Genomic DNA, 20280 nt, shown 5'->3' with positions numbered 1-20280 from the left:
GCCGGAGGCCGCGGCCCCTTGGGGAACCGCGGCCTCCGCCGGCATGGGTGATACGCGAAAACGGGCGGCTATGCGCTCGCCTGCTGCGCATCGCGCTGGAGCTGCAGCGCAATGTCGATGAGCTGGTCCTCCTGGCCGCCGATGAGCCCCCGCTCCCCGGCCTCGAGGAGGATGTCGGCGGTCTTGACCCCGTAGCGCTCGGCGTGCTGGCGGGCGTGCTTGAGGAACGAGGAGTAGCAGCCGGCGTATCCGAGCATCATCGAATCGCGGTCGACGAGGCACTCGGAGGGCATGAGCGGACGGACGACGTCCTCGGCGGCATCAGCCATCTTGAAGAAATCGATTCCGGTCGTGATGCCGAGCTTGTCGCACACGCCGACCAGCGCCTCAACCGGCGTGTTCCCCGCCCCGGCGCCGAAGCGGCGGGTCGAGCCGTCGATCTGCTGCGCCCCGGCGCGGATCGCCATGATCGAGTTGCCCACTCCGACGTCGAGGTTCTCGTGTCCGTGGAAGCCGACCTGCGCGTCGTCGCCGAGCTCGGCGACGAGCGCCGAGACCCGGTCGGAGACCTGCTCCATGACCAGCGCGCCGGCCGAGTCGACGATGTAGACGCACTGGCAGCCGGCGTCGGCCATGATGCGCGCCTGCTTGGCGAGCACCTCCGGCGGCTGGGTGTGGCTCATCATGAGGAAGCCCACGGTCTCGAGGCCCAGCTCGCGGGCGTAGCCGAAATGCTGGATCGAGACGTCGGCCTCGGTGCAGTGCGTGGCGATGCGGCACACCGAGCCGCCGTTGTCGCGGGCGGCGAGGATGTCGTCCTTGATGCCAACGCCGGGAAGTGTGAGGAAGGCGATCTTCGCGTTCTTCGCCGTCTCGGCAGCGGCGCGGATGAGCTCCTGCTCCCCGGTCCTGCCGAAGCCGTAATTGAACGAGCCTCCGCCGAGGCCGTCGCCGTGGGTCACCTCGATCACGGGGACGCCGGCGCCGTCGAGCGCGGAGACGACCTGCACGATGTCCTCACGCTCGAACTGGTGCCTCTTGTGGTGCGAGCCGTCGCGCAGCGAGGAATCGGTGATCCGGATATCGAGCTCGTCCGAATACGGGCGGGCGTGGGCGTTGACGGGATTGGTGGTGTCCATGTGTGCCTCCTACACCGCGAGCTTGGACTTCGCGATTTCCTCGCCGACCTTGGTGGCGGCGGCTGTCATGATGTCGAGATTCCCCGCGTACTCGGGGAGGAAATCGCCGGCGCCCTCGACCTCGACGAAGATGGCGACGCGGGCGCGCCCGCCGGAGATCTCGCTCGGCGGGTCGAACTGCGGCTCCTGCAGCAGCCGGTAGCCGGGCACGTACTCCTGGATTTCCTTCTCGCGCTTCCGGATCGAGGTGGTGATAGCGTCCTGGTCCGCATCCTCGGGGATCGAGCAGAAGATGGTGTCGCGCATGATCATCGGCGGGTCGGCCGGGTTGAGGATGATGATCGCCTTACCGGTCTCCGCGCCGCCGATCGACTCGATCGCGTTCTTCGTGGTCTGCGTGAACTCGTCGATGTTCGCCCGAGTGCCGGGCCCCGCGGACTCCGAGGACACCGAGGCGACGATCTCCGCGTAGTCGACGGGCACCACGGAGCTCACCGCGTGGACCATGGGGATGGTCGCCTGGCCGCCGCACGTGACCATGTTCGTGTTCTTCGCGTCGACGTGCGCGCGGAGGTTGGCCGGCGGGATCACGGCCGGGCCCACGGCCGCGGGGGTGAGGTCGACGGCGATGATCCCCGCCTCCTCGTAGCGCGGCGCGAACTCCTTGTGCACGTACGCGCTGGTCGCCTCGAAGAGCAGGTCGGGCTTCTCGCCGCCCTGGGCGATCGAATCGAGCAGTTCCTGCGCTCCGTGCGACATGCACACGAGCCCGTGCTCGGCTGCCCTACGCATGCCCTCGGAGTCGGCGTCGATGCCGATCATCCACTTGGGCTCGATGTATTCGCTGCGCTCGAGCTTGTACATGAGGTCCGTGCCGATGTTGCCGGATCCGACGATCGCGGCGGTGAGCTTCTTCCCCTCGCCCATGTCCTTGGTTCTCCTTGGCTCGTGGCGGCACCACTTCCGGGGCGCGCATATTGTCGTTGTGGTCTGTGTGGTGGTTCGGCGTGTGTGGCCGTGCAGGCGGAAATGCCGGTCCGACGGCGGACTACGAGAAATCCAGGGAAACGGTCCCGAGCCCGGCGAACTCCGCCAGGACGTGGTCGCCGGGGTAGACGTCCTGGGCGCGGATCGCGGTCCCGGGCAGCAGCACGTCTCCCGCGCGTAGGCGCACGCCGAACTGCGAGACCTTGCGCGCGAGCCAGGACACCGCATTGAGCGGGTTGCCGAGCACCGCGTCCGAGCGGCCCGAGGCCATGTGCTCGCCGTTGCGGTGCATGTCCACGGCGATCGCGGCGACGTCGATGTCGCCCATCGCCACACGCCCCTCCCCCACGATGTACCCGCAGGACGAGGCGTTGTCGGCGATGGTGTCGGGGAGCGTGATCTTCCAGTCCGCGATTCGCGAGTCGATGAGCTCGATCGATGGCACGACCCACTCGATGTACTCGGGCAGCTCCTCTAAGCCGACGCCCTCTGCCGGGACGTCCTTGCCGAGGACGAAGGCGACCTCGAGCTCGACGCGAGGGCGGCACAGCCGCGAAGTGTCGACCGGCGCCGACTGCGCGTACTCCATCGTGTCGAGGAGATGGCCGTAATCCGGCTCGTCCACGCCCATCATTTTCTGCATGGCCTCGGAGGCCAGGCCCACCTTGTGGCCCGTAACCTTCGCGCCGCCATCCAGTCTGCGCCGGATATTGACGAGCTGGATGTCGAAGGCGTCGTCCGCCGTCATCCCCGGGTGGTCCTCCGTGAGCGGCGCGATGGGCGCGGCATTCGCCTCGGCCTCCCACAGCCGCCCCGCGAGCTCGGCGACCGTGGCGTCGTCGAGTGTCCGCGTGATCTCTTGGCTCATCGAATCGACCTTCTCTAGTTCTCTGCCGCTCGGCGCTACGGGCACTCGGCATGACGGAACGGGCCGGCAGGCCCCACGGGGCAAACTATAACGTGTTCTAGTTTGTCCCGAGGGCAACTTTCGCCATCCCCGCCCGCGGCCACCCCGAAACCCGACTTCTGCAACATGTTCTAGACAAAGTAGACCGAATAGGTTCCCCCCGATAGTGGATTTACCTGGATTTATCGACACAACCGATCCGAGTCGGCTGCAATTTCTATAACGTGTTCTACATGACTCAGAACGCATTCGATGTCGTCGTCGTCGGCAGCGGTGCCGGCGGCGTCGCCGCCGCCCTCGCCGCGCAGGCCAAGGGCCTGGCCGTCGTTCTCATCGAGAAGGCCGAGCACTTCGGCGGTTCCTCCGCGCGCTCCGGCGGCGGAGTGTGGATCCCGAACAACTCGGTTCTGAAGCGCGACGGGGTGCACGACACCCCCGCGGCCGCACGCTCGTACCTCCGCTCGATCATCAGCGGGGTCGACGAGGACCGGATAGACGCCTACCTCGAGAACGGGCCGCGCGTGCTCGACTTCCTCCTCGAGCGCACTCCCCTGCGCATGGAGTGGGTCCAGGACTACTCGGATTACTACCCGGAGGCGCCGGGCGGACGGCTCGGCGGGCGTTCCGTCGAGCCCAAGCCCTTCGACCTCAACTCCCTCGGGGAGAACAGGAAGCTGCTCGAGCCCGACTACACGAAGACCCCGCGGAACTTCGCGATCCTGCAGTCGGACTACAAGCGGCTCAACATGCTCATGCGCTCGGCCTCCGGACCTCTGCGCGCGCTCAAGGTCGGCACGCGCTTCGCGTGGTACTCGGCGACGGGCAAGCGCATGGTCGTCCGCGGGCAGGCGCTCATGGGCGCGCTCGGCAAGGGCCTGTTCGACCACCACGTCCCGCTTCGACTCGGCACCCCCCTCGTCGACCTCGCCACCGAGGGCGAGGGCGAGAACCTGCGGGTCACCGGGGTCGTCGTCGAGAGCGAAGGCAAGCGCGAGACCATCACCGCGCGGCACGGCGTCATCCTCACCGCCGGCGGATTCGAGCGAAACGCGGAGATGCGCGCGAAGTACCAGCGCGCTCCGATCGGCACCGAGTGGACCGTCGGCGCACAGGCGAACACCGGCGACGCGATCGAGGCCGCGCAGCGCCTCGGCGCCTCGGTGAGCTTCATGGAGGACTCCTGGTGGGGCCCCACGATCCCGCTCAAGGGGACCCCGTGGTTCGCGCTCTCGGAGCGCTCGCTGCCCGGCACCCTCATGGTCAACGAGCGCGGCGAGCGGTTCATGAACGAATCGGCGCCCTACGTCGAGGCAGTCCACGCGATGTACGGCGGCGAGTTCGGCCACGGCGAGGGGCCCGGGGAGAACATCCCCGCGTGGCTCGTCTTCGACCAGCGCGTCCGCAATCGCTACATGTTCGCCGGCAACGCGCCGGGGCAGAAGCTCCCCGGCCGCTGGTTCAAGAACGGCATCCTCGTGAAGGCCGACACGCTCGCCGAGCTCGCCGAGAAGATCGGCGTCCCCGCCGAGGCACTCGAGGCGACCGTCGAGCGGTTCAACGGCTTCGCCCGCGCGGGCGTGGACGAGGACTTCGACCGCGGCAAGTCCGGCTACGACCACTACTACGGCGATGCCGCGAACTCCCCCAACCCCTCGCTCGGCGAGCTGAGAAAGGGCCCGTTCTACGCGGCGAAGATGGTCCCCGGCGACCTCGGCACCAAGGGCGGCATCGACACCGATGCCCGCGCTCGTGCCCTGCGCGCGGACGGCACCCCGATCGCCGGGCTGTACGCGGCAGGCAACTGTTCCTCCCCCGTCATGGGCCACACCTACGCCGGTCCCGGCGCGACCATCGGACCATCGATGGTGTTCGGCACCCTGGCCGTCGAGGACATCGCGGCCGCCGTCCGCAGCGGCGAACAAGCGGCGACGGTCGCCGCCGAGTAGCTTCGCCGACCACCCCATCAAGAAGCGAGTCCCCGAAAGGACGAAGAGCCCGTGCCCATCGATCTCGACAAGGCCCTCGGAGCTGACCTGCCCGAGCAGACGTTCTCGTGGAACGCCTCGGACGTCGCCCTCTACAACCTCGCCGTCGGCGCCGCACGCGACCCGCTCGACACCGCCGGCCTGCGCTACATCGACGACCGCACCCCGCTCGTGCTCCCGTCCTTCGCCACGGTCGCGGCGTCGATGCACGTCGACGAGCCGCCGAGGGTCTCGTTCCCGGGCGTCGAGATCGACCTGGCGAAGGTCGTGCACGGCGCGCAGTCGGTGTCCCCCTCCGGGCCGATCCCGGCCGCCGGGACGGCGACCACCAGGACGCGGATCGCGGAGGTCCAGGACAAGGGGAAGGCCGCCGTCATCATCCAGGAGTCCACCACCACCGCGGAAGACGGCACCGAGCTGTGGACCTCGCGCTCCTCGATCTTCGCCCGCGGGGAGGGCGGCTTCGGCGGCGACCGCGGCTCGAGCGAAAAGGTCGAGTACCCGGATCGCGAGCCCGAGCACACCATCGACGTGCCCACCGCGCCGAACCAGGCGCTCCTCTATCGCCTGTGCGGCGACCGCAATCCGCTGCACTCCGACCCGGAGTTCGCCAAAGCCGCGGGCTTCGACCGGCCGATCATGCACGGGCTCGGCTCGTACGGCCTGGCGCTCCGCGCGCTCGTCGACGGAGTCGCGGGCGGCGACCCCGCGGCCGTGTCGAAATACGGGGTGTCCTTCGCCGGCGTCCTGTTCCCGGGCGAGACGCTGCGCGTTCGGGCGTGGGATACCGACGCCGGCCTCGTGGCGACCGCGAGCGCGGTGGAGCGCGACGAGGCGCCCGTGCTGGGCAACGTCGTGCTCGGGCTGCGTCGCTAGACCCCGACGGCAGGGCGACGGCCAAGCGACGGCGGCCTCCGCCGTCACAAACCACACCACAAACACACTGCGGCAACCGCAACAACAGCCAGACTCCACCGCGAAGACGGAGAACACACACCATGTCGATCAATCTCGCCGATGCCTTCGAGGGACTTTCCGACGTCCTCGCCGACCGCGAGGCCCTGAGCTTCGAGGGCCGGCGACTGTCGTACGCGGACCTCGACGTCGAGTCCAACCGCCTCGGGCACTACCTCGAGAGCATCGGGATCGGGAAAGACGACCATGTGGCGATGCACATGCGCAACAGCGTGGAGTTCGTCGCCTCGCTCCTCGGCTCGCTCAAGGTGCGCGCGGTCCCGGTCAACATCAACTTCCGCTACACCGCCGGTGAGCTCGAGTACCTCTACTCGAACTCCGATTCCAAGCTCATCGTCATCGACACGGAGTTCTGCCCGGTCGCCCAGACCGTGCTCGGCAATCTCCCCGAGCTTCGCTCCGTGCTCGTGGTCGGCGAGGTCCCGCAGGCCTTCGCCGAGCGCTGTGCCGAGCTCGGAGTGTCCGTCGCCTCGTGGGCCGATGTGGTGCCGGACCAGACCGGCGAGCGCGGCTTCCCCGAGCGCTCCGGCGACGACCACTACATGGTGTACACGGGCGGCACGACCGGCCATCCTAAGGGCGTCGTGTGGCGGCACGAGGACTTCTATTACGCCGCGCTCGCGGGCGGCAACCAGTACGGCGATCCGCACGAGACCCTCGAGGAACTCGCCACGGCGGCGCGGGACACCCCGGCGATGTCGCTGTTGGTCACCGCCCCGCTGATCCACGGCGCCGCCGTGTACGCGCTGTTCTCCATGTTCTTCATGGGCGCGAAGCAGGTGCTCATGCGCAACTGGGACCCGGTCGAGGCTCTGCGCCTCATCGGCGAGGAACAGGTGCAGATCATCATGATCGTCGGCGACGCCATGGGCGTGCCTTTCGTCGACGAGCTCGTCGACAACCCCGACGCCTACGACGTCTCCTCGCTCTTCGCCGTCAACTCCGGCGGCGCGATCTGGTCGCAGGCCTCACGCGACAAGCTCCGCACCGTCCTCCCCGACATCTTTATCCGCGACAACTTCGGCGCCTCCGAATCGGGCACCGACGGGCAGCTGTCCATGAACGACGCTGGCGAGCTCCGCCTTCCGCCCAGCCCGCGCTCGCTGGTCGTCGACGAGCTCCTCGAGACGATCGAGCCGGGCAGCGAGGACATCGGTTACCTCGCCCGCGTCGGCCACGTGCCGCTCGGCTACTACAAGGCGCCCGAGAAATCGGCCACCGTGTTCAAGACGCTGGATGACGGCAGGCGGATCTCCGTACTCGGGGACATGGCGCGGGTCGAATCCGACGGGACGATCGTGCTCCTCGGTCGCGGCTCCGGCTGCATCAACACCGGCGGAGAAAAGGTGTTCCCCGAGGAGGTCGAGCAGGCGCTCAAGGGGCACCCCGCAGTGTTCGACGCGCTCGTGGCCGGCGCCAAGGACCCGAAGTACGGCGAGCGCGTCTCGGCCGTGATCTCCCTGCGCGAGGGATTCGAGGAGCCGAGCCTCGACGAGCTGATCGAGCACTGCCGCACCACGCTCGCCGGCTACAAGGTGCCGCGCTCCGTGGTCGTCGTGCCCGAGGTGCGCCGCTCGCCCGCGGGCAAGGCGGACTACCGCTGGGCGAAGGACATGGTCGCGTAGTCGCGTTACGCGCGCGGTACCGATCGCGCTGCCCCAGCGGGCCTCACCGGGGCGCCGCCGCTCATTCGGAGCGGCCGCGACCTTCGCGTGGCACGTAGATGTGGACGGGCGCGCGCAGGAGGCCGCGCGAGCGCTCGATCCCGCGCAGTACGTAGCCGCGGTCGGCGGCGATGCGGCGGGCCTCCGGCGCGCCGGGAAGCGAATATTCGGGGACGCTGATCCACGGCCTATCGACGGACAGGGCCCGCTCGAGCGCGCGCTCGCGGCGCTCCGGGGAGGCGCGGCGGCGCAGGGCCGCGTAGGCGAGAGCCGCGCCGAATGCCAGCGCGGCGAGCAGTGCGAGCGCGGCCAGCGCCCAGAAGAACGCGAGGAAGAAGCTGTGCATCAAGCGACCTCAAGCGCGCCGGGCACGAAGTGGATGCGCTCGCGCAGCTCCCAGGCGGCGCCCTCGCGCCCGTGCCCGCCCTGGCTTGCAGTATCCGGGACGAAGCCGCGCTCGGCCGCCATGGAGACGAGGAGCGTGAGCGGCACCGAGTAGCGCCACGGCTCGAGCTCGAATCCCCCTCGGGGGCTGGTACGTGCGCCGTCAGCCAGCGCGGAGATGCGGCGCTCGGCCTTCCGGAGGCGCCTGCGCATCGAGCGCGAACGGTCGAGCCGGATGCGGCGGGCGAGGGCGTCGATCGCCAACTGCAGCACGGCGCCTCCTTCGGTGGTGTCTAGCGGTCCCGTCCCGGCCGAGGATACCGCCCGCTACGCGTCGATCGCCCGCTTCGCCCAGCGATAGTCGGCCTTGCCCGCAGGCGAGCGCTTGACCTCGTCGACGAAGGACACCACTCGCGGCGCCTTGTAACCGGCGAGGAGTCCGCGGACGTGCTCGCGGATCTCGTCCACCGTGGGATCGGGCTCGCCCTCGCGCACCGAGACCACGGCGCCCACGGCCTCGCCGTAGCGCTCGTCCGGCACCCCGACGACGAGCGCGTCGAAGACCGCGGGGTGCCGCTTGAGCGCGGACTCCACCTCTTCGGGGAACACCTTCTCCCCGCCGGTGTTGATGCAGCCGGAGCCGCGGCCGAGGAAGATGATCCCGCCGTCCTCGGCGAGCATGCCCATATCGCCGAGCAGGGAACCGCGCTCCCCGCCCACCTCGACAAAGGTCGAGGCCGTCTTCTCCGGGTCTCCGAGGTACTCGAGCGGGAGGTGCCCGGTGCGCACGATGTACCCGATATCCCCGCTCCCCGGCTCGAGCGGCTCGAGGAGCTCGTCGACGAGCACGATCCCGCGCCCGGGGTCGAGGCGCAGCCTGCCGGCCTCGTCGAAGACCATCTCCCCGTCGTTACCGGACTCGGAGGCGCCCACGTTGTCCCGCAACATGATGTTCGGCAGCAGCTCCTTCCACGCGTCCCTGTTGACCTGCGACCAGATCCCGCCGCCCGAGGCGACCATGAACAGCCCGGGGAAGTCGAGCTCCTCCCCCGCCTCACGCAGGGCGCGGAGCTCGTCGACGAGCGGCACGCCCATGCCGTCGCCGACGATGACGAGCGCCTGGACGTCGAACTCCGCGCAGGCGCGGAGGATCCTCTCCGGGTCGAAGACCCGCTGGACCGCGACGAAGCCGCCGAGATTGAGGAAGGTGAAGAGGGTGAACATCCCGGCGCCGTGCATGAACGGCGCGGACAGGAACGCGCGGAACCCGTCCACCGTCGCCTCGGCGACCTCCTCGGGGCTGTTGCGGGCCTCGCCGTACGGGTTCCCGCCGGACAGGCACGCGTAGTAATAGTCCGCGGCCCGCCACACGACGCCCTTCGGATGCCCGGTGGTCCCGCCGGTGTAGAGCAGCCAGCGATCGTCACCGGAGCGCTCGACCGCGGGCCGCTCGCTGCTCGCCGCGCGCAGCATCTCCGCAGAATCGAGCAGAGGGATCCCTGCGGCCTCTGCGGCTGCGACGAGCTCGTCCCCCGGCTCACCGACCGCAACGAGGAAACGGAGGCTCGGCACCGCGAGCTCGCCGCCCTCGCAGATGGCCGCCGCCACGGTCGCCGCGAACTCGGACTCGACGAGCACTCCCGCCGAAGCGGAGTCGACGAGGATGTTCCGGATCTCCTCGGGCCCGTACATGAAGTTCGTGTTGACTGCGGCCGCCGAGATCTTCATGAGCCCCAGGATGGCGCCGAGGTGCTCCGGGACGTTGCGCGCCACGATGGCCACGCGGTCCCCGCGCTCGATCCCCTGGCCGAGGAGGGCGTGGGCGAAGCGGTTCGCGAGTTGGTCGAATTCGCGAAATGTGAACACTGCCCCATCGAAGGCGACGCTCGGACTGTCCGGGCGACGGTCGACGACCGCCTCGAAGACGTCGGCCTCGTTGATCTCGGGGTTGTGCCGGGCGGTATCCCTGCGCGCCTCGTTGTCCGTCGCCTGGGCGACTGTCCCTGCACCCTCCGGGGTCTCGGATCCGGTGGCCTCGTCGACGCTCACAGCGTTTCTCCTCACCCCGGCGCACCGACATTTGACCTATCGGTCGCTCGGGTTGTTATGCTTCTGGAAAGATCCTATGTGAGTCCGCTCACACTACGTTGAGGAATGGGTGGGTTCGCCCGAAGCGCGCACCCCCATTCGTTCCCGGTTCGGGCAACTATCGCTCGCCGGAGGTGGGGGGTATCTATGTCACGACCCGAGTCGACGCGACAGATCGATAGCGAGAGCGAGCCCGCACGCCGGTCGACGACCAGAAGCGGCGCGCAGCCGACCTCCACGATCCGCTCGCGGCTCGTCACCTCTTCAATGCGTCGGATCGTGCGCCCCGCGCTCGACCGAATGCCCCCGGACCAGCGCGCCCTCGGCCGCCTCCGCACCATGACCAACGGCGCCGGCCGCGCATCCGCGCTGGAGACCTCCGCGAACTGGGTCGTCGATGGCCCCGTCCCCGGACTCTGGGTCGGCCGCCGCTCCTTCTTCTCCTCCGACCGCGTGATCTACATGATCCACGGCGGCGGGTTCACCTTCGGCTCTCCTTGGTCACACAAGTTCCTCGCCGGGCGCATCGCTCGCGAATCCGCGTCGCCCGTGTTCCTCCCCGATTACCGGCTCGCCCCCGAGCATTGCTATCCGGCCGCCGTCGACGACGTCGAGGCCGGATACCACTGGCTAGTCGAGCAGGGATACCACCCCGAGAACATCGTGGTGTGCGGAGATTCCGCCGGCGGCAACCTGGCGCTCCAGCTCCAGTCCCGCCTCCTCGAGCACGGCAAGGACACCCCCTCGGGGATCATCCTCATCTCACCGTGGGTGGACATGGACCTATCGGATATGACGACGCGCGATCTCGAACGCAAAGACCCCTTCCTCGCGCTGTCTTTCGTGGAACGTTCCCGGGACCTCTATGCCCCGGACCTCGCGCCAGAGGACCCCAGGATCTCCCCGGTCAACATGCGGTTCTCCGGCGACTGGCCGCCCGTGTTCATCCAATCTGGCGGCGCCGAGATCATCGCAGGTGGCATCGAACTCCTCCACGAGCGCCTCGTCGCGGCGGGCGTCGACTCCACACATCAGGTCTGGCCCGACCAGGTCCACGTATTCCAGGCCTTCCACCCGCTCATTCCCGAGGCGGTCGACGCGGTCCGGAACATCGGAAAGTTCATCCGCTCGCTCGACGAGTGATCCGATCCCCACCCGGAAGCGTGCCGGCTTAGGCAGACCTTCCTTCTGCAGGACGGCCCGACTAGAATCGTCCCCCGGACAGGGAAAAGGGGGCGATGCTCGCATGGGACACGATCACGGTCATTCACACGGCCACGACCACACCGCCGAAGCGGGCGGGGATCGTCGACGCCTCGCAGCGGCGCTCGGCGTCACGCTCTTCATCATGGCCGTCGGGATCGTCGGCGCCGCGGTCTCCGGCTCCCTTGCCCTCCTCGCCGATGCGGGGCACATGCTCACCGATGCCATCGGCCTCGCGGTGGCGCTCGGAGCCGCGACGCTGGCCGCCCGGCCCCCGACGATGCGGCGCACTTGGGGCTTCCGCCGCGCCGAGGTCATCGCGGCCGCGGCGCAGGCGCTCCTCCTCCTCGCGGTGGGCGTCTTCGTCATCGTCGAAGCCATTCGCCGCCTCTTCGCTCCGCCGGAGGTGAGCGACGGGCCGATGCTGCTATTCGGAATCGCCGGCCTTCTCGGAAACCTCGTCTCGCTGTGGATCCTCATGGCCGGGCGCGGCAACAGCTTCAATCTCCGCGCCGCATTCCTCGAGGTTCTGAGCGACGCACTCGGTTCCGTGGCCGTGATCGTGGGCGCCATCGTCATCGCCACCACGGGGTGGACTCGGGCGGACGCCATCGCCTCCCTGTTCATCGGCGCGTTCATCATCCCGCGCACGCTGACCCTGCTGCGGGACACCACCCAGGTACTGCTCGCGTCGACGCCGAAGGGCCTGGATCTCGAGGAGGTCCGCCGTCATATCCTCGCGATGGACCACGTCGAGGAGGTACACGACCTGCACGCGGAGCTCATCGCCACGGGCGTGCCGGTGCTCACGGGGCACGTGGTGATCCGCGACGCCTGCCTCCGCGACGGGCACGCCATGGAGATCCTCCGCGACCTACAGGAGTGCGTGGCCACGCACTTCGACGTCCCTGTCGAGCACTCGACGTTCCAGCTCGAGACCGCGGCGCACGCGGGCGACGAGCGAATCGTCCACTAGTCCGTGAGGACGAGCCCCGAGGTCGGTACGCCCGTGCCGGCCGTGACCAGCACGTGGTGCGGGTTCGCGACCTGATTGACGGAGGTTCCGCGGATCTGGCGGACGCCTTCCGCGATCCCGTTCATACCGTGGATGTATGCCTCGCCGAGCTGCCCGCCGTGGGTGTTGAGCGGCAGCGCCCCATCGAGGTCGAACACCCCCTTCTGACGGACGAGGTCCGGGGCCTCCCCGCGGCCGCAGAAGCCGAGCTCCTCGAGCTGCATGAGCACGTACGGCGTGAAGTGGTCGTAGAGGATCGCGGCATCGACGTCCCCAGGACCGAAGCCCGCCTGCGCCCAGAGTTGTTCGCCGACGAGCCCCATCTCGGGCAGCGAAGCGAGATCCGGGCGATAATACGAGGTCATGATGTATTGATCGGGGCCCGAGCCCGAAGCCGCCGCCGCGACGGTGACCGCCTTCTGCTTGAGGTCCTTCGCCCGCTCCGGTGTGGTGACGACGATGGCCTGGCCACCATCGGACTCCTGGCAGCAGTCGAGCAGGTGGAGCGGCTCCGCGATGTACCGCGAGGCCTGGTGCTCGGCGAGCGTGATCGGCTTGCCATAGAAGAACGCGTTGGGGTTGTTCGCCGCGTAGCGCCGGTCGGAGACGGCGATGCGGCCGAAGTCCTCGCTCGTCGCGCCGTAGTCGTGCATGTAGCGCTGCGCGACCATCGCCACGAAGCCGGCGGGCGTGGAGAGCCCGTGGGGGTACGAGAACGCGTTGTCCGTGCCCGAGGAGTTGACCTGCTGGACCAGCGAGGAGTTGACCTGCCCGAAGCGCATCCCCGAGCGCTCATTGAACGCCCGGTAGCAGACTACGACCTCGGCCACTCCCGTCGCGACGGCCATGGCCGCCTGCTGCACCGTGGCCGCGGCCGCACCGCCACCGTAGTGGATGCGGGAGAAGAACTTGAGCTCGCCGATGCCGGCGGCTCGCGCGACGGCGATCTCGATGTTCGTGTCCATCGTGAACGAGACGAGCCCGTCGATGTCGGAGGGTGAGAGGCCGGCGTCGTCGAGGGCCGCGGTCACGGCCTCGGCTGCGAGCCGGAGCTCGGAGCGCCCGGAGTTCTTGGAGAAATCGGTGGCGCCGATGCCCGCGATCGCGGCGCGACCGGCGAGCGAGCGGCCTGTGGTGTTCGTTGACGTCTTTGTCATTGCCCTATCCCTCCGTCCCGTCGAGCTCGAGCTCGACTGTCGCGGTGACGTGCGCGCCGAGCGCATCGCTTCCGACGACCTTGCACGTGACGATCCCGTCCTCCCCTACGCCTTCCACCGTGCCCGCGAGCGCGAGGGTGTCGTACGCGTACCAGGGCACGCCGAGGCGCAGCGCGACCGAGCGCACCCGTGCGCGCTGCCCCGCCCAGTCGGTGACGTACCGGGCGACGAGGCCTGTGTCGGTGAGGATGTTGACGAAGATGTCCTTCGAGCCCTTGGCGTGGGCGAGATCGCGGTCGTGGTGGACGTCCTGGAAATCCCGCGTGGCCAGCGCCGTGGAGACGATGAAGGTGGGAGTGCCTGTGATGCGCAGCTCGGGCAGGCGGGTTCCCGCCGTGACGCCGGTGGGCGGCACCGCGGGGACCGTGCGCTCGACGGGTTCGCGCGGCGCGAAGGCGTAGAGCGTCCACGGCTCGCTCCCCGGTCGGGCATCCTCGGATTCGTCCCCGGGGAAATCGAGGTATTCGACCTGCACGGGCATGCCGATCTCGACGGCTCCCGGGTCGATCCCGCGAAGCTCGCCGAGCATCCGCACACCCTCGTCGAGCTCGACGAGTGCGATGACGAACGGGAAGCGCGTGCGCCCCGGCACCTTCGGCGCATGGTGGACGACGAACGAGAACACGGTGCCGTGCCCCGTGGACACGACGTAGTCGGTCTCTTCGCTCTTGTCCTTCCACAGCGCCGGCACGGGCGGATGCTGCAGCGAGCCGTCTGGCCTCTTCTGGATCCGCAGCTCGTGCGCGCGCACCCCGTCCCAGAAGAACTGGGTATCGTGCGAGGCGCTCGGCCGCATCACCTTCCCCGCCACGAGGTCCGAGGTATCGCCCCCGAGCGAGGAGGCGATCGCCCCTGACGCCGGTGCTCCCGCTGCTGAGGCCTGCGTCGAGCCAGTCGCTCCTCCGCCCGACCCGCCGCGGGCGGCCGGCGCGAACTTGAGGATCCGGAAATCCATTTCCGCGACGATTTCCTCGCCGACGCGCCACGTGGAGTGGGTGGTGAAGAACCATCCGGTCCCGAGTCCCGTGGTCTTCGGGCCCACGACGTCGGTGAGCACGGAATCGACCGTGAGCACCTCGCCGGGCCGCGTGTAGCGGTGGTACTTCTGATCGCAGTTCGTGGCCACGACCGAGGGGAATCCCTCGTCCTCGAGGAAGTAGGTCATCCGGGCGAGCGGGTCGTCGTCGTTCCAGTCCCTACCCAGGCCGCGCATGGTCCACACCTGCGCCATCGCGGGCGGGGCGACGATCCCGTCGTGGCCGGCGGCCCGCGCGGCCTCCTCGGACTCGTAGATCGGGTTCTCGTCGCCGATCGCCTCGGTCCAGTTCCGGATCATCGGCATGTTGATCGGGTCGCGGGCGGTGCGGCGCGCGCTCGGCCCGGCGGCGCGGACCTCGTCGGCGAACGCGAGGATCCGCTCGTTCTGCGCCTCGGTGCCCCAATCGGCTCGCTGCGTTTCCGTGCTCATCGTTCGTGGATTCCCTTCTACCTCGCCGTTCGGGGCATGCCGAGGCCGCCCATGCAGACCAGCTCGCGCATGACCTCGTTGACACCGCCGCCGAAGGTGATCACCACGTTGCGCTTGGTCATCATGTCGAGCCACCGGGCGAGCTCGGCGTCAGCGGGCGTCGCCGGATTGCCGAAGCGACCGAGGAGCTCGGCGAAGAGGCGGCCGGCGTGCTGGATGCGTTCGGTGGCGAAGACCTTGGACGCCGCGGAATCGCCCATCGACGGGTTCTCCCCCGTCGCCCCGACCTGCCAGTTGAGCAGCTCGTTGATCCGGAAGAGCGCGGCGATCTCCGCGATGCCCCGCGCCACGACCGGCGAGTCGATGGGAGCTCCGCCGTCAGGAGCCGGGGTGGAGGCCCACGCGCGGAGGCGATCGAGATACAGCCCCATGCGCCCGGCGGGGGCGAGCATCACGCGCTCGTGGTTGAGCTGCGTGGTGAGCATCTTCCAGCCGCCGTCGACCTCGCCGACGACCATGTCCGCGGGGACGCGGACGTCGGAGTAATACGTCGCGTTGACGTGGTGGGCGCCGTCGGCGGTGATGATCGGGGTGAACGAGAAGCCGGGGTCGGAGGTGTCGACGATGAAGATCGTGAGCCCGCGGTGGCGCGAGTCCGGGGCGCCGGTGCGCGCGGCGAGCCACACGAAATCGGCGTCGTGCCCGCCAGTGGTCCACAGCTTCTGGCCGTTGATGATCCAGTCGCCGGTGGACTCGTCCTTCTTCGCCGTGGTGCGCAGCGAAGCGAGGTCCGTGCCGGCATCGGGCTCGGAATAACCGATCGCGAAGTGCACCGTGCCCTCGAGGATCCCGGGGAGGAAGCGCTCCTTCTGCTTCTCGGTGCCGTACTTCTGCAGCGTCGGGCCGACGGTCTGGAGGGTCACCGAGGGCAACGGGACGTCCGCGCGGTTCGCCTCGTTGGTGAAGATCTGCTGCTCGATGGGCCCGAAGCCCTTGCCTCCGAACTCCTCCGGCCAGCCGACGCCGAGGCGACCGTCGGTGCCCATCCGCCGGATCACCGCGCGGTAGGTCTCGCCGTGGCGGGTGGTGGCCATGTCCGCGGCCTCGTCGGGCGAGATCAGCGTGCCGAAGTATTCGCGCAGCTCGGCCTGCAGCGCGCGCTGGGGCTCGGTGAGATCGATGAACGTCTCCCCTTCCGCCTCCTCGGGGGGCGCCGAGGCCGGGTCGATCTCGGCCGCGGCGATCTTCTCGAGCTGTAGCTCCGCGCCGCCGACGAAGCGCGCGAGGTCGGAGACCGCCGAGGAGTAGCGGAACATCGGGTAGGTGATGTCGACGCCGACGCCGCCGTGGAGGTGGTGGAGGACCTGCATCGCTCGCGGCCCCTCGGAGGCGAGCCACCAGGCGGCGATGTCCCCGTCCGTGGCGTAGCGATCGCTACTTCCGTAGAGTCCCTGCGCGATGCGCCAGTTGAGCGAGACCGCGAGGTTGTGCATGTTCTGCGCGACGACGTAGACGTCGGCGAGCTCCTGCTGCACGGCCTGGAAGGAGCCAAGTGGGCGCCCGAACTGCTCGCGGTTCTTGAGGTACTCGGCGGTCATGCCCAGGGCGCCGGAGAGGCACCCGTCGGCGCTCGCCGTGATCGCCGCGAGCTGGAGGGCGCGGAAGCGGGCGAAGAGCGCGCGCCCCTCGGCCTCGGGGAGCTCGGCCGCCGGCGTGCCCTCGGTTCCCGTGAGCACTGCCTGGACCTCTGCCCCGTCGAAGGACACGGCGTACTCGGGCACGCCGAGGCTGCCGAGCGCCGGCGTGATCTCCACGCCCTCGACCTTCGGCGACACCGCGGCGATGCCGCCGAGCGTGGGCACGAGGATCGTCCGGGCCTGCGCGGCGTAGCGCACTCCCGTGACCGCTCCGCGGAGCTTTCCGTTCTCCAGGCGGGCGGCGGGGTCCGTCGTCATGGGGGCTCGGGCCTCGCCACAAGCGGCGGTGAGGACGGGGCCCGAGGCCATGTCGCCGAGAAGCTCGGCCTGCTGTTCCGCTGTGCCCAGGGCGATGATCGGCGCGATTCCGAAGCCGAGGGTCTCCATCGCCGGGACCACCGCGCCGGCCTTGCCGACCTCTTCGAGCGCGACGGCGACGTCCGCCACCGTGAGCTCGTCTCCGCCGAGCGCCGCGGGCAGCGCGAGATCGAGGAGGCCCGAGGCCGCGAAGGAGCGCCACAGCTTCTCGTCGTATCCGGCGTCGTCGATCGAGCGGCTCGGCAGCGCGGTGAGCAGCTCCTCGGCGGGCGCCGCATCGCGCAGCGCCCCGGCGACGGCCTCGGCGACCGCTGCCTGGGTGTCGTTCCGGGAAAAGTCCATGGCTCCTCGCCTCTCGTCTCGTGGAAGGTGGTGCTCGGCGGTGTCGTTCGCCCCGCCGGCGTCGCGCGATTCGGTCGCCGGGGCTAGTCGCGAGGCAGGCCGAGGATCCGCTCGCCCGCGACGTTGAGCAGCACCTGCTCGGTGCCGCCCGCGATCGACAGGCAGCGCACCATGAGGAACTTGCGGCCCTGCTCGGTGAAGTCGTATCCGGCGGCCCCCACCAGCCCGTAGGCGAACTCGGCGACGGCCTGGCGGTGGCGGACGCCGACGATCTTGCGGACGGCGGACTCGGCGCCCGGACCGTTACCCGCGAGAGAGCGGATGGCGGTGCGGAGGTCGAGGAGCGAACCGGCCACGGCGTCGGCGACGTGCCGGCCGAGTTCGTCGAGGGTCACGGGATCGGCGTCCTGGCCCGAGCGGCGGATTAGCTCGAGGAGCTCCTCGACCGAGTCGCCGAGCGAGGAACCGCCGCCCATGGCCACGCGCTCGTTGGCGAGTGTGGTGCGGGCGATCTTCCAGCCCGCGCCCGGCTCGCCGATCTGATACTCGTCCGGGACGAAGAGATCCTCGAGGTACACCTCGTTGAACAGGGCCTCGCCGGTGATCTCGCGCAGCGGGGATGTGCGGATCCCCTCGGACTTCATGTCCACGAGGAAGTATGTGATCCCCTTGTGCTTCGGGGCGTCGGGCTCGGTCCGCGCGAGGCACATGGCCCAGTCGGCCTCGCGGGCGAGCGAGGTCCACACCTTCTGTCCGTTGATCTTCCAACCGCCGTCGACCTTCTCCGCCTTCGTCGTGAGAGCGGCGAGGTCCGAACCCGCGCCGGGCTCGGAGAAGAGCTGGCACCACTTGAGCTCGCCGGCCATGGTGGGCAGGACGAACTGGTCGGCGTGCTGCGGCGCGGCGGAGAGGATCGTCGGCACGGCCCAGCCGCCGATGGTGATGTCGTGGCGGGCCACATCGGCCTCGGCGAGCTCCTCGTCGATGACCAGTTGCTCGGCGGCCGAGGCGCCGCGCCCGTAGGGCTCGGGGAGGTTGGGCATGAAGAGGCCGGAGTCCGCAAGGGCGCGTCGTCTCTCGGCACCCTCGGGCGCCGCGGCGACCTTCTCCACGAGCCCGCGGACCTCGGCGCGGGTGGCGTCGATGCCCTCGATCTCCGAGAGGTCGATCTCGAGATGACGCCGCCTGCCGTCGAGAGTGAGGCTCGCGAGTTCGCGGCGCCAGCGACTCGAGCCGCCGATCGCCTGCCGCAGGCCGGCGGCCTTGCGGAGGTAGAAGTGCGCCTCGTGTTCGAAGGTGAACCCGATACCGCCGAGGATCTGGATGCAGTCCTGCGCGTTCTGCACGGCCAGGTCGAAAGCGACGGCGCCGGTGGTGGCCGCGGCGATGTCGAGCTCCGAGGAGTCCCCGCGCAGCGCGTCCCCTGCCGCGACGGCGGAGTCCCAGGCGAGCGCACGGATCTCCTCGGTGCGGCACAGCATGTTCGCGGCGAGGTGCTTGATGGACTGGAACGAGCCGATCGTGCGGCCGAACTGCTCGCGGATCTTCGCGTATTCGACGGCCGTGCGGAGCGTGTAGTCGCCGACGCCCGCGAGCTCGGCGGCCGCCAACGCGACGGTAAGCCGGTGGACGAGGGCCGTGTCGACTCCGGCGAGGGTGTTCTCCGGCGTCACGACAAAAGAAGAGAGGACGCAGCGAGCCGAGTTCGCCGAGATGTCGAACGGGGTAGCGGGCTCGAGCGAGACGCCTTCGGCGCCGGCGTCGGCGAGGACCCAGCGCGTCTCCTCGCCGGAGCAAGCCGGGAAGAGCACGGCGCCGCCGGCGGTCCCGCCTATCACGGCGGCGAATTCGCCGGAGACCGTGCCATCGGCAGCGATCTCGGGGAGCGAGCCGTCGTTCCCGAGTGCGAGGCCCGCGACGAGCTCACCGGAGGCGATGCGCTCGGCCGCGGCATCGGCGACAGCCCCGCCGGCTTGGTCGAGAAGCACACCGACGACCGAGGTGGAAAGAAGCGGGCCCGGGACGAGCGCCGCCGCCGCTTCCTCAAGCATGCACGCGAGGTCCACGATCTCGGCGCCGGCGCCGCCGCGTTCCTCGGACAGCGCCACCGAGGTGATCCCGATCTCCGCGAGTGCCGGCCAGAGCGTCTCCCACGCCTTCGGATCGGTCTCCTGCTTCCGCGTGGCGGCCACGGGATCGGCCGACTTCGCCCAGGCGCGGATCGACTCCTGGATATCGGACTGGTCCTTGGTGGTGGCGATACTCAACGGTTCTCCTCGTCGGGTTCGTGCTTCGGGTTCGTGCGAGCGGGACCACAAACCCGCAGGTCGGGCAGGCCCATGGCGCGAACGAGTCCGAGCTCACACGTGATCTGTCCCATAATGCTTATCAATAACTAGAACACGTTCTACTCTAGAACGTGTTCCAATATGGCACGCGGCTCACCCCCGTGTGCCCCGGTTGGGAAAAGCACGAGAAAATTGCCCCGCACCGCCCGGCGACCCCGGCGCGGGCGGCGAGAGTACGACGCCGAGGACGGCGTATCCACGACGCGCAGTGAGGACTGGGAAATGGCACTGGACGAGACGGCTGCCCTGCGGACCCCGACGATCGAGACGGGCCGCGGGAGCGAGTCGAAGGCGCGCACAGCGAGCCCGGAGATCCCCACGACCCCCTCCCAGCGCGAGCGGCAGCGCCGCATCCTCGATGCCACCCTGGCCCTCGCCTCGAAGGGCGGCTACGAGGCCGTGCAGATGCGCGCCGTCGCCGAGAAGGCGGAGGTCGCCGTCGGCACGCTCTACCGCTTCTTCCCCTCCAAGGTCCATCTCCTCGTTTCCGCGCTCGCCCGCGAGTTCGCGAAGATCGACGAGAAGACCGCGCGCACCTCTCCC

15 protein-coding genes and 1 pseudogene are annotated in these 20280 nt (G+C 69.4%); 6 read left to right on the top strand and 10 right to left on the bottom strand.

All coding sequences use genetic code 11. The annotated features are described in order from the left end of the window. Positions 1-68 precede the first annotated feature (68 nt). The 3 genes from dmpG to V7E05_RS02390 all read right to left on the bottom strand — a co-directional run bounded on the left by dmpG (position 69) and on the right by V7E05_RS02390 (position 2994). Positions 69-1139 (bottom strand): 4-hydroxy-2-oxovalerate aldolase, encoded by a 1071-nt coding sequence (gene dmpG / locus V7E05_RS02400; RefSeq protein ID WP_333618081.1) that lies wholly within the window; start codon positions 1137-1139, stop codon positions 69-71. 9 nt (positions 1140-1148) lie between these two features. Continuing rightward, positions 1149-2066 carry an acetaldehyde dehydrogenase (acetylating) gene (locus tag V7E05_RS02395; RefSeq protein WP_333618080.1) on the bottom strand — a complete coding sequence of 306 codons (918 nt, stop codon included), beginning with the start codon at positions 2064-2066 and terminating at the stop codon, positions 1149-1151. 121 nt (positions 2067-2187) lie between these two features. Further along, a complete protein-coding gene (locus tag V7E05_RS02390) occupies positions 2188-2994 on the bottom strand; it encodes a 2-keto-4-pentenoate hydratase (RefSeq protein WP_333618079.1) in 807 nt (268 codons plus the stop codon). A gap of 272 nt (positions 2995-3266) precedes the next feature. Between V7E05_RS02390 and kstD the strand changes: the two genes are divergently transcribed. The 3 genes from kstD (at position 3267) to V7E05_RS02375 (ending at position 7618) form a co-directional block, all read left to right on the top strand. Beyond that, positions 3267-4979, top strand: a complete 1713-nt coding sequence (gene kstD / locus V7E05_RS02385; protein WP_333618078.1) for a 3-oxosteroid 1-dehydrogenase — start codon at positions 3267-3269, stop codon at positions 4977-4979. A 51-nt stretch (positions 4980-5030) separates the two neighbouring features. Beyond that, positions 5031-5894 carry a MaoC/PaaZ C-terminal domain-containing protein gene (locus V7E05_RS02380; protein WP_333618077.1) on the top strand — a complete coding sequence of 288 codons (864 nt, stop codon included), beginning with the start codon at positions 5031-5033 and terminating at the stop codon, positions 5892-5894. A 122-nt stretch (positions 5895-6016) separates the two neighbouring features. Next, entirely contained in the window at positions 6017-7618 is a 1602-nt protein-coding gene (locus V7E05_RS02375) for an acyl-CoA synthetase (RefSeq protein WP_333618076.1), read from the top strand. Positions 7619-7679: 61 nt separating this feature from the next. Here the strand turns inward: V7E05_RS02375 and V7E05_RS02370 are convergent, their stop codons facing one another. The 3 genes from V7E05_RS02370 to V7E05_RS02360 are packed head-to-tail and all read right to left on the bottom strand — an operon-like array spanning position 7680 to position 10090. Further along, positions 7680-8003 (bottom strand): hypothetical protein, encoded by a 324-nt coding sequence (locus V7E05_RS02370; protein WP_333618075.1) that lies wholly within the window; start codon positions 8001-8003, stop codon positions 7680-7682. Then, positions 8003-8314: a hypothetical protein gene (locus tag V7E05_RS02365; RefSeq protein WP_333618074.1), complete on the bottom strand. Its 312-nt coding sequence runs from the start codon at positions 8312-8314 to the stop codon at positions 8003-8005. Before V7E05_RS02365 ends, V7E05_RS02370 begins: the two co-directional genes overlap by 1 nt. Positions 8315-8368: 54 nt before the next feature. Continuing rightward, positions 8369-10090, bottom strand: a complete 1722-nt coding sequence (locus V7E05_RS02360; RefSeq protein WP_333618073.1) for an AMP-binding protein — start codon at positions 10088-10090, stop codon at positions 8369-8371. A gap of 186 nt (positions 10091-10276) precedes the next feature. Here V7E05_RS02360 and V7E05_RS02355 point away from each other — a divergent pair, with 186 nt between their 5' ends. Both V7E05_RS02355 and V7E05_RS02350 read left to right on the top strand, forming a co-directional pair. Continuing rightward, the gene (locus tag V7E05_RS02355) at positions 10277-11272 is read left to right on the top strand and encodes an alpha/beta hydrolase (protein ID WP_333618072.1); all 996 of its coding nucleotides are present in this window, start codon (positions 10277-10279) and stop codon (positions 11270-11272) included. 103 nt (positions 11273-11375) lie between these two features. Further along, positions 11376-12308 (top strand): cation diffusion facilitator family transporter, encoded by a 933-nt coding sequence (locus V7E05_RS02350; RefSeq protein ID WP_333618071.1) that lies wholly within the window; start codon positions 11376-11378, stop codon positions 12306-12308. Here V7E05_RS02350 and V7E05_RS02345 read toward each other — a convergent pair. The 4 genes and pseudogenes from V7E05_RS02345 to V7E05_RS02330 all read right to left on the bottom strand — a co-directional run bounded on the left by V7E05_RS02345 (position 12305) and on the right by V7E05_RS02330 (position 19656). Beyond that, positions 12305-13504, bottom strand: a complete 1200-nt coding sequence (locus V7E05_RS02345; protein ID WP_333618070.1) for a lipid-transfer protein — start codon at positions 13502-13504, stop codon at positions 12305-12307. The two genes, V7E05_RS02350 and V7E05_RS02345, sit on opposite strands and share 4 nt — an antisense overlap. A gap of 439 nt (positions 13505-13943) precedes the next feature. After that, a pseudogene (locus V7E05_RS02340) lies at positions 13944-15032 on the bottom strand (bifunctional MaoC family dehydratase N-terminal/OB-fold nucleic acid binding domain-containing protein); the annotation flags it as partial. Between the two features lie 17 nt (positions 15033-15049). Continuing rightward, positions 15050-17389, bottom strand: coding sequence for an acyl-CoA dehydrogenase family protein (locus tag V7E05_RS02335; protein ID WP_333618069.1), 2340 nt, complete (start codon positions 17387-17389; stop codon positions 15050-15052). Positions 17390-17472: 83 nt separating this feature from the next. Further along, complete coding sequence (locus V7E05_RS02330; RefSeq protein WP_333618068.1) at positions 17473-19656, bottom strand: acyl-CoA dehydrogenase; 2184 nt, start codon at positions 19654-19656, stop codon at positions 17473-17475. Between the two features lie 303 nt (positions 19657-19959). Here V7E05_RS02330 and V7E05_RS02325 point away from each other — a divergent pair. After that, on the top strand, positions 19960-20280 hold a 321-nt coding region (locus V7E05_RS02325), incomplete at its 3' end, for a helix-turn-helix domain-containing protein (protein WP_333618067.1).

Source organism: Dietzia sp. (genome assembly GCF_036741115.1).
Lineage (GTDB): Bacteria > Actinomycetota > Actinomycetes > Mycobacteriales > Mycobacteriaceae > Dietzia.
This window is presented reverse-complemented; position numbering and strand designations above follow the sequence as displayed.